Source organism: Blautia acetigignens, from assembly GCF_025566865.1.
GTDB lineage: Bacteria > Bacillota > Clostridia > Lachnospirales > Lachnospiraceae > Blautia_A > Blautia_A acetigignens.
The window spans coordinates 1-9,437 of record NZ_JAOQJM010000033.1 but is presented as its reverse complement, the minus strand read 5'-3'; the positions used below and the strand labels follow the sequence as shown (position 1 = coordinate 9,437).

The window sequence follows — 9,437 nt, the reverse complement described above, 5'->3', positions numbered from 1 at the left end:
TCAGAAATTTTAACTGGCTCTCATTTCCCGGAATAGTGGCTCTCAAAGTCCGGACAGGTGGCTCAGAGAGCCCCGGAATAATCAGTTCATCAAAAAGTTCCTTGAAAAGATCTGGCAGGATGCCGCGCCTGGCTTTGGAGACTGCCTGTCGTGAAACATCAGGAAACTGGATGTCAGGAATCTGCCGTTGAAGTGCGGACAATTCAATATCCATTGAGCGCTTTTTTAAATAGATAAGATAGGCAACTACCTGCTTTAATGTAAGCTTGCGGTGTCTTACAAATGCTTTTGAGCGTCGGAACTGCTCAAGAAACTGATCTGAATTAACGTGGGTTCGCAGTTGTGTCAAAATAAGGGTGATTAAATCAGAATAATTCATAGCATACCTCCTGAAAGTGTATATTCAAAAGGCTTCGCCGCAAATTTTGGCCACTTTGTCAAGTGTACATAGTGCTGATATTTGTTGCATAAAATTGTATATTTTTACTATTTAGTTTTCAAGGAACAGATGAGCCAATATAACTGGCTTAAGTTGACACTATATTGCTAGCATTGACCTTAGATATGATAGAAAATTTATTGTGGGAAAATCAGAGATGGATGAAAGTTCCAAGAGAGATGCTTTCTTCTATTATCTTCTGACAGCGAATATTGTCCTGCTTCTAATTATAGGAGTACTTGTATTTGGAGCAGTGCGAAAGGTATATTTCTAAGGACAACTCATCATATTGCCATTCAACTTCCATGCTATCTATGAAGGGGCTAGATCCCAGTAAAAATGAGAGAAAGGAGGTGTAGGACGTTGGACTTTTTTGGAGATTATTTTGAAATACTAACTGGCGTGGGCACAATAATAGGAGCTGTTGGTGGTTGGGTGGTTAGTAAAGTGATACCGTACTGTACGAAAAGATCAATTAGGAAATGTTTGTCATTAGAAAAAAAAGAATGTACTATTATATTAGTCGCTGCCTGTATATCTACAATAGGACACATTGCAGTATCTTCTAATTGATTATGCAATTTTTTTAAATATACAGGTAATATAATTGATTTGATTCATGCGACGGGATTATCTTCTCATCAAAAATCAGTAATATATGAAGATACCTATACTGAGTCTATAGCTAGATATAATGTATTTTGTATTGGAGGCTTATTAGCGAATAGTTATACGTATGACTTATTTCAACAGTTTTTTCCATCATTTAAAATATATGCAACTCGCGAAAAGTTTGAATTTAATCCAAATAAGATTCCGCTAAAAAATTTTATATTATCAGAGGATAAAGTGGGGTTCTGTTGGGGAGAAGCAAGCAGTCAGTCATTTGTTGTAAAAAAGATGAACGTTATGCAATAATAGTGAAATTGTCAAAAGAAGATTTCAAAAGTAAAGATCATGGGACAGTCCATATATTATTTGGAAATGGTGTTGAAGGAACATTGGCGATTTCCAGATATTTATTATTTAATTACAGAGACTTAAATAAATTGGTAGCTTCAAAGAAGCATTATTTTATTGCGTTTAAAGTAAAAAGAAAAACGGGTATAATAGATACAAACAGCTTTATAGATTTAACAGATCGGATGTTTTCGAAGAGTGTTTCACATTGGGGTCAGACCCCGGTAAAAAATGATAAACTTTGTAAGCAGAAAATAAAAATACTCTGAAATTTTTATTAAATTGAAAACGTAAGATAAATAATGATTGCAAAAACAGTATAAGCAATCCTTCTGCTTCGATTTCAATCGTATGTGAATTGTCAAGGTGCATAGGACTGTTCCCATTATCTGGGATCAGTCCTGCCGGAGAAGACTCCGGTTCTATAGCAATCCGGACTACATCCTGTTTATGGGATGTAAGATCAAGAGTGCTGGCTTTCCAACTGGATCCGGTATCTGACAGGCTTTTTTGCGGAGACGGGTAACTGCATTGTAAAAACAGCTGGGAGATATCCCATGCTCATTACACCATGCAGCATCTGTCAGGCCGCTTTGTCTGCATTCAGTTACCAGTTCCATCCATTCGTCCAGGGAACGCCTTGGAGCACGTTTCTTACTCATAATGAAACCTCCAAATGTAGTAAATTTCTATCTCCTATCAAGCGGAGTGTAGTAAAAATCTATTTACTATCATTATGAGTTTAAAAACGTAGACAGTAAAGCTACCCAAGACTTAAGCGCTTACTTTAATGGAAGATTGTACCGTTGTATTGTGACAGATATAAATGGAGATGTTTTAACAAGTGAAAGCTGTTTGATCAGTTATCCGGTTAGCTTTGCAATAACAGCTCAGCCCGAGAGTAAAATAGAGGCAGAGGATGGAGATACAATCACATTAAAAGTTGAAGCCAGCGGAAGCGGACTGACATACCAGTGGCAGTACTCTGTAGATGGAGGAAAGAACTGGAACAATATGAGTTCTGCAATGGGAAAGAAAAACAGCTTCAGTACAATTATGAATAGTATTTTTAATGGAAGACTGTATTGCTGTATCGTGACAGATGCAAGTGGTGAGACTTTAATCAGTGAAACATGCAAAATTGGCTATTCTGTTAATGCTGAAAATGCTTTGGCTTCGTGAATCAAAGCAAAATGGGGGCTGGCTCCAGTAAGGCTAAAAGACGAAGGGGACAGGGATAGTGGTACTTTTATTGGGTATGTGGCTTAATTACTGTCACTGTGATTTAATATAAGGTAAGATGTTTTGAAGAATACGACGCAATGTTTTATATTTATTTTTCTTGTGCTTTTTACTTTCATTTCAATTATAGCTATTTGGCCTGATAGTGGTAAGAATCACGATGCCGGCCTTACTTCAGCAGAATTGAAGCTTGAGGAAAAAACAGAAAAAGATTCAACAACAGATAGCAGTATAACAACATATACATTTGTAAATGCAGAAGAAAAAACGACCTTTGCGATTGACAGAGGATATGCCGTAAGAAAGGCAGTCAGGAATAGCGAAGGGAAGACAATAGAAGAACGATATTTTGATGCCGATGGGAATCCAGTAAAATTGTATGATAGTTATTATGGAGTAAAGTATGAATATCGTGATCACGAAGTAATTATTAAGTATCTGGATTCACAGGGAAATGAGATGCCGTTGACTACATATTCCATCATAGTAAGAACTTTAGACGATGATGGACGAGCTATAGATGATTATTATTATGATTTGGATATGCAGCCCACTCAGTACGCTGGATACTATGGAATGCACTGGGATTATGATAACAACGGCTGGAATAACAGGGGCACTTATCTTGACAAGAATGGTCAACCAGTACTCTGTTCATCTGGGTATGCAATAAAAGAGTACAAGCGTGATGCAGCTGGAACTATAACAGGAGAGTTTTACTTTGACGAACAAGGAAATCCAACAAAATCTTCATTTGGCGAATACGGACAGTTGTATGAACGGGATGAAAATGGCAGAATCAGTCAGATCATGTATGCTGATGCAGACGGGAATGCTGTAACGAACAGTGCAGGATACGCTATCCGGAAATACACCTACTATCGTGACGGTACGGTTGATATCGATATGTATTTTGATAATGCTGGAAATCCTGTGGCTCTTTCAAAGGGGCAGTACGGAATCAGGCATAATGGGAAGACCACACTACTGATGGATAAAAACGGTAACGTTATGCTGTGTGTGGATAATATACTGAACGGATTTCCATTTATGGTGGTAGTATTCGGATGTGTGCTCTGCTTTGTAATGTTGGTGCTGCCGAAAGGATGGAGTATTCTTTTGACATGTGCTTATGTAGAATTTATTCTTTATGAAACACTGATGTTCCGGGAGACAGGGAATGCGAGAACGAATTTTGTATTGTTTTCTTATGCTGGAAATTTCTTGAAGGAGCAGTCCATCAGGGTAGGCGTGATCAATAACATTTGGCTTTTTGTTCCATTGGGGACAGGACTGTACAGGATATTCCAGAAGAAGTGGGTGTTGCTGATTCCTTTTGTAATTTCTGTGGCGATTGAATTGACCCAGTATATTACAGGACTTGGTATCGCGGAGTTCGATGATGTGTTTGGTAATACAATGGGAGGATGGATTGGTGTATTGGTAGCTTGGACGTGGGTGAAGAGCCACCGGGAAGAGCCACCGGGAAGAGCCACCCGGGACAGGGACAGTGGTATTTTTATTGGACACGTAGGTAGCAGGGTCAGCACCGGTAAAAAAGCATATGAAGAGAATTAAATGGGATGTTGTGTTGACAATAATGATAAGTATGATGAGTGTTTTTGTTGCGTGGAAAGCATATGCGGTATGCGAATTGCAAGCGCAGATTAGCAAAAATAGTTTGCTTCCTAATGTTCAAATTCAAGAGTATAATGAAATAAATGAGACATCATACATAATTGAAAATTCTGTAATTGAAATTATGAATTTAGAGGGACGATTAAACAATTATCGTTCGAAGATTGTAACTTATTTGAAATGCACTTATATAGATGAGGAAAATAATTGCTTTGAAGCGGATGTTCCTGCAGCATATTACTATTTTGTAGGTAATACAAGTGGGAATAATATAGGTATTATAGAAACAAGAAGAAGTATGAATAATGCATCTAAAATGCAAAGCTTAAGGAAAGAACTCTTGGAGTATAATGAAGCACATGAAAAAGAGACAATTGTAATGCAACAAGAATCTTGCCTTAATATTACCTACATGGACTTATTAGGTGATGAGCAAAATCTGTATTATCTTACAGATATAAGTGGTGTGGAAATGATTGATGAGCAGCAAGCAATCAATATTTTTGGATTGCAGGATAGATTTACTGACTTGGGTTATTGCTTAGATTTTAATAATCACAAAGAGATAACGGTAGAAAGTTTGATAGAAAATACAAAGCTCATCTCAAATTTACCTAACAGTGCGGAAACTGATTCACAAAATAAAACATATATAGGATTAGAAAATACCGAAGTTTTAGTCTATATTTTTTCAATTAGTTTCCAGGTGGCTGGTGCAATGATCTTGTTATTATTTACCTTATCTACAAAGCGTTTAGAAATCATAAAGAGATTTTCGGGAACTGGAATGATTCTTAGAAATGGGGATACTGGAGAGTTAAATTATAATGAGAATGAATTTGTAAATACTTTTCGAGAAGGATATTTAAATAAGGCTGCGATTACATTTATTGCGATAGGATATTTTGCAGGAGTTTTTGGAGAAATAGGGCAAAATAATAGAGTTTTAGTTGCATTTTGTGTAATAACATTTACCACTATAATTTTAATGTTAACTTGTTATTCTGTTGAAAGTTTTTTAAAAAAATCGCCAGTTGTTAACGCACGAATTACTAACAAGGAATTAGAACAAGTAGGGATCGAACCAGATATGGAATCTATATCTGGAGAAGAGATATCAAAAATGTTTCAACAGGAGTTTAAAGAATAACTAATAACAATATATATTTGGTGTCGAGAGCATTAGGGGAGATCCTATGACAGAGGACCTGTTTTTTATGCACAGACTCGTCTGACCAAGGATGGAAAGGAATTTAATGTGCTGAAGGAAGATATGACGTTGGTGGGACCAAGACCGGAGCGTCCATCTATTGCGGCTGAGTATGAGGAAGAAATGCCGGAGTTCCGGCTTCGCCTGCAGGCGAAAGCAGGGCTTACAGGATATGCACAGGTTTATGGGAAATACAATACCACTCCCTATGATAAGCTTCTTATGGACCTGATGTACATAAGCCATCCAAGCCTGCTGGAGGATTTGCTGATTATGTTTGCCACTGTGAAGATCCTGTTTATGCCGGAAAGTACAGAAGGAGTGGAAGAAGGGCAGATCACTGCCAAAAAGTGATGGTGGGGACAGGGATAGTGGGGCAAGGAAATGCTTGAGACCACAGCAAACTATATTGTTGATTTCAAGGAAGAGTTCAAGAAAGTAAAACTTTTATAAAGAGGTGTTAGAATGGATAAAAAAACGACGTTGGAAATGATAGCAGCAATTTCAAATGCAAACGGTACATCCGGTTTCGAGGATGAAGTGGTAGCAGCGATCCGTCCTTATGCAGAAGGACTTGGAGAAATTACAGAAGATCACATGCGCAACCTGTATATCCGCCGTAAAGAAAATAATGGCAAGCGTCCGGTTGTTCAGCTCGACGCACATAGTGACGAGGTTGGTTTTATGGTGCAGGCAATCTGCCCGAATGGAACACTTCGCATTATTCAGCTTGGAGGTTGGGTTAACCACAATATTCCAGCACATAAAGTCTGGGTTCGCAACCGATTCGGAGAATATATTCCGGGGCTTACTGCCAGCAAGCCTCCGCATTTCATGACAGAACAGGAGCGTAAGGCTCCTTTGGATATGAAAGATATCACGGTAGATGTTGGCGCTGTTTCGAAAGAAGAGGCAATTGAAAAGTTCGGTGTTCGTATCGGTGAACCAGTAGTGCCGGATGTGACATTTACATATTCTGAAACCACAGATCTGATGGTGGGCAAGAGCTTTGATTGTCGTTTGGGATGTGCAGCGATTCTTAAGACTATGCATAACCTGGCTGGTCAGGATCTGAATGTGGATATTGTTGGTGCTTGTGCAGCACAGGAAGAAGTTGGTGTACGCGGTGCCACTGTGACGGCACAGGTAATTAAGCCGGATATCGCAATTGTTTTTGAGGGATGCCCGGCAGATGATACCTGCGTTGAAGAGTATATGGTTCAGACAGCTATCAAGCGTGGACCGATGCTGCGTCACATGGATGCCCGTATGATTACCAATCCCCATTATCAAAGATATGCGCTGGATTTGGCAGAAAAACTTGGTATCCCGGTTCAGGATGCAGTTCGCAGTGCCGGTTCAACCAATGGTGCAGCTATACATCTGACTGAAAAAGCGGTTCCGGTTATCGTTATCGGAGTTCCGGTTCGCTATGCACATACACATTACGGAATTTCAGCTTATGCCGATTTTGATAACGCTGTTAAGCTGGCATGTGAAATTCTCAAAAGACTTGACGAAGAGCAGATTATGAGTTTCTAAAAACAGATAATATGTTCTGCATATAATAAGTAAAATCCATTTTTTTATCTTCGTTGAAATGGTTCTGCTACCTTAACTTTGCGAAAGAACATGATATGTGTATGACTGAAGCACAGATTCAAGGTGACAATAAAATGTAAATTTCCAGCCTAAGATGCGTTTAGGGCTATTTCAGGCTGGAAATTAAGGAAATTGGCAGAGTATCCGATGTGTTTCTGAAATAATTATTGCGGACAGGTTGATAAAATAGCTAATTTGAAGTATAATAAAATTAGCTAAAATAAGGAGGCGATGATATGATTACTGCAACCGCAACTGCAACCGAAATGCAGAACAATTTCGGAAGGTATCTGAATCTTGTGATGTCCGGACAGGAAATCATCGTGACAAAGAATGGACGGGAGGTCGGTCGGTTTATTCCGAAAGATGCCACTGTGTCTTATCTGACAGATTCCCTTACTGGAATTTTGAAGGAAGACTATGACTTGGATGAGGTCAAGGCAGAAAGCATGAGGGCAAAGTATGGTTCTGTTGATTGATACCAATATTGTGTTGGATGTTCTTCTGAATCGGCCAGGATTTGTCAAGGATTCTTCGATGATTTGGAAGCTCTGCGAGACAGAACACGCAAAGGGCTACATTTCAACATTGACTTATGCCAATATGATGTATGTCATGAGAAAGCAGCTGACACCGGAGCAGATTGAGGAAGTGTTCCGCAAGCTGAATCTGATTTTTGAATTTGCAGATTTCAGTCCTGCAGTTCTGGAAAGAGCTGTGAATATGAAGTGGAAGGATTTCGAGGATGCTGTTCAAAGTGCAACGGCAGAATCTATCCACGCTGACTATATCATCACAAGAAATCTGAAAGATTTCACCCAGAGTAGAGTGATGGCGTTTACGCCGACTGAACTTCTGGCAAGAATCTAAAATTTGGATACCGCTGAAGCCGAGGTGTAGAGATACATCCCGGCTTTATCTGCCGAACACCAGCGAACCGAAGCCCAACAAGAAGTTACCAGGGGACAGGGACAGTGGCATTTTTCCAAAAAAATATTTCAGAAGGCAACTAAAAATAGTTGCCTCCTGAAACATAGCAGTATTGGAATCAGACCTCGGTAAGGAACTCCCAGGTTACAGGACAGACCACAACAGGTTTTACTATTTTGGAAATATCTTATTCCATCTGTATCGGATCATATTCTATATCCACAAGACAAGCCATAACTCCACTGATCATGGTAGTATAGAAATCCGATTCCTGCAAAACGTCCAGTGCCAGATATAACACGCTGTCTCCTGCATCCTCATCATACCGGTCATTGATTGCCTGCGCCAATGTATTTCCATTATAGCCTTTCTTTTCCTGCCCCATTCCTTCCAGAACATTCAGGATTGAGGAAGCCAGGGCAATTCTGCTGTCATCCGTCCTTTCTCCGTACCATCCATCCTTATACATTAATGTAAGTTCCGAAATACCGCCGGCTTCCAGAAGAAGGAACTCTTCATCCAGATTTTTCAGGGCCTGGCTGCGAAAAACCTTTTGCACGGCATCCCGGTAGCGTTGGGAATCCACACCTATGCCATCCGCAACTATACTAAATACATCTGAGGAGATTCCGATTTCATAAGCGTAATCAATCAGATCTTTTATCTCATCCGACTGCATTTCTTCATCTGCTGCTCCTTCAGAAACCATAAATTCCAGCAGCATTTCTGAAATAATATCCTTTAAGTTTTCGTATTCCTCTTCGTCATTCCAGATGCTTTTTCCAAAAAACAAAAGTTCCAAAGTAGCCTCTTCATTAAGCTTTGCAATCAGGCTTTCTTCCTCCGTCAACGGTTCGGAGGCAGCGACAGGCACTGTTGTCTGTAACAGAAATACCCCTGTCAGAATGAAGGGTAACATTTTAGTTCTTTTCATCCCAGCTTCCCTCCTCAACTTTTAATATTCACATAAGTTTCCTTCCTCATCAATGTAAAACACATTATCCGGTCCAATGTAAAAGTCTTCCACACCATCAAAATACATTACATTTCCTTCTCCATCATACCAGTAATAGGGATTTCCCGAGTAATCACCATCTCCCGGGTCACTGTTTTCCACATAATCATCACCCGCTGTTTGTGCTTCATAAGCAATTGAGTCAGATTCTCTTAAAAAGGCGGCTTCTGGATAGATATTTCCATATCCTTCCTGAACTGGATAAATAAAAAGATCTCCCTCTTCATCAAGACTTACATCTGCTACATAACTTCCATCTGAAGAAAAAAGCTGCAATGCCGTAGTTCCGGAAGTTTTAAACGTTCCATTATTGCAAATTCTGCCCGAACGGTACGCCTATTCTGAAATTAGCGGTACATCCATTCTGATTTAGCGGTATGCGTTTTCTGCTCAAAGCGGTA

General features: G+C 39.5%; 10 protein-coding genes and 2 pseudogenes. 8 read left to right on the top strand and 4 right to left on the bottom strand.

Annotated features, from left to right (window positions below; translation table 11 throughout):
• Nucleotides 1-379, bottom strand: a pseudogene (locus OCV70_RS18615) (hypothetical protein); the annotation flags it as partial.
• Nucleotides 380-1,299: 920 nt separating this feature from the next.
• Here OCV70_RS18615 and OCV70_RS18610 point away from each other — a divergent pair.
• Nucleotides 1,300-1,668: a hypothetical protein gene (locus OCV70_RS18610; protein WP_207743297.1), complete on the top strand. Its 369-nt coding sequence runs from the start codon at nucleotides 1,300-1,302 to the stop codon at nucleotides 1,666-1,668.
• Nucleotides 1,669-1,836: 168 nt separating this feature from the next.
• Here the strand turns inward: OCV70_RS18610 and tnpA are convergent, their stop codons facing one another.
• Nucleotides 1,837-2,061, bottom strand: a complete 225-nt coding sequence (gene tnpA / locus OCV70_RS18605; protein WP_243280748.1) for an IS66 family insertion sequence element accessory protein TnpA — start codon at nucleotides 2,059-2,061, stop codon at nucleotides 1,837-1,839.
• Nucleotides 2,062-2,212: 151 nt separating this feature from the next.
• Here tnpA and OCV70_RS18600 point away from each other — a divergent pair, with 151 nt between their 5' ends.
• The 7 genes and pseudogenes from OCV70_RS18600 to OCV70_RS18570 all read left to right on the top strand — a co-directional run bounded on the left by OCV70_RS18600 (nucleotide 2,213) and on the right by OCV70_RS18570 (nucleotide 7,961).
• The gene (locus tag OCV70_RS18600) at nucleotides 2,213-2,581 is read left to right on the top strand and encodes a hypothetical protein (RefSeq protein ID WP_021925294.1); all 369 of its coding nucleotides are present in this window, start codon (nucleotides 2,213-2,215) and stop codon (nucleotides 2,579-2,581) included.
• Nucleotides 2,582-2,704: 123 nt separating this feature from the next.
• Nucleotides 2,705-4,219 (top strand): VanZ family protein, encoded by a 1,515-nt coding sequence (locus OCV70_RS18595; protein ID WP_021925293.1) that lies wholly within the window; start codon nucleotides 2,705-2,707, stop codon nucleotides 4,217-4,219.
• On the top strand, nucleotides 4,206-5,429 hold the full coding sequence (locus tag OCV70_RS18590; protein WP_195587374.1) for a hypothetical protein: 1,224 nt from the start codon (nucleotides 4,206-4,208) through the stop codon (nucleotides 5,427-5,429). The genes OCV70_RS18595 and OCV70_RS18590 overlap by 14 nt, the downstream gene beginning before the upstream one ends.
• 45 nt (nucleotides 5,430-5,474) lie before the next feature.
• A pseudogene (locus OCV70_RS18585) lies at nucleotides 5,475-5,843 on the top strand (sugar transferase); the annotation flags it as partial.
• Nucleotides 5,844-5,954: 111 nt separating this feature from the next.
• A complete protein-coding gene (locus tag OCV70_RS18580) occupies nucleotides 5,955-7,031 on the top strand; it encodes a M42 family metallopeptidase (RefSeq protein WP_173768538.1) in 1,077 nt (358 codons plus the stop codon).
• Between the two features lie 296 nt (nucleotides 7,032-7,327).
• Nucleotides 7,328-7,570, top strand: a complete 243-nt coding sequence (locus tag OCV70_RS18575; protein WP_021924900.1) for a type II toxin-antitoxin system Phd/YefM family antitoxin — start codon at nucleotides 7,328-7,330, stop codon at nucleotides 7,568-7,570.
• Entirely contained in the window at nucleotides 7,554-7,961 is a 408-nt protein-coding gene (locus tag OCV70_RS18570; RefSeq protein ID WP_021924901.1) for a PIN domain-containing protein, read from the top strand. Before OCV70_RS18575 ends, OCV70_RS18570 begins: the two co-directional genes overlap by 17 nt.
• Before the next feature lie 247 nt (nucleotides 7,962-8,208).
• On the opposite strand, the gene OCV70_RS18565 is transcribed toward OCV70_RS18570, so the two are convergent.
• Nucleotides 8,209-8,955: a hypothetical protein gene (locus OCV70_RS18565; RefSeq protein WP_021924902.1), complete on the bottom strand. Its 747-nt coding sequence runs from the start codon at nucleotides 8,953-8,955 to the stop codon at nucleotides 8,209-8,211.
• Between the two features lie 21 nt (nucleotides 8,956-8,976).
• Nucleotides 8,977-9,312 carry a hypothetical protein gene (locus tag OCV70_RS18560; protein WP_021924903.1) on the bottom strand — a complete coding sequence of 112 codons (336 nt, stop codon included), beginning with the start codon at nucleotides 9,310-9,312 and terminating at the stop codon, nucleotides 8,977-8,979.
• Nucleotides 9,313-9,437 lie beyond the last annotated feature (125 nt).

Bases quoted from the DNA above. Each gene is read 5' to 3' on its own strand.
- tnpA (WP_243280748.1), bottom strand. From the start codon at position 2,061: ATGAGTAAGAAACGTGCTCCAAGGCGTTCCCTGGACGAATGGATGGAA.
- OCV70_RS18590 (WP_195587374.1), top strand. From the start codon at position 4,206: ATGAAGAGAATTAAATGGGATGTTGTGTTGACAATAATGATAAGTATG.
- OCV70_RS18580 (WP_173768538.1), top strand. From the start codon at position 5,955: ATGGATAAAAAAACGACGTTGGAAATGATAGCAGCAATTTCAAATGCA.
- OCV70_RS18575 (WP_021924900.1), top strand. From the start codon at position 7,328: ATGATTACTGCAACCGCAACTGCAACCGAAATGCAGAACAATTTCGGA.
- OCV70_RS18570 (WP_021924901.1), top strand. From the start codon at position 7,554: ATGGTTCTGTTGATTGATACCAATATTGTGTTGGATGTTCTTCTGAAT.
- OCV70_RS18565 (WP_021924902.1), bottom strand. From the start codon at position 8,955: ATGAAAAGAACTAAAATGTTACCCTTCATTCTGACAGGGGTATTTCTG.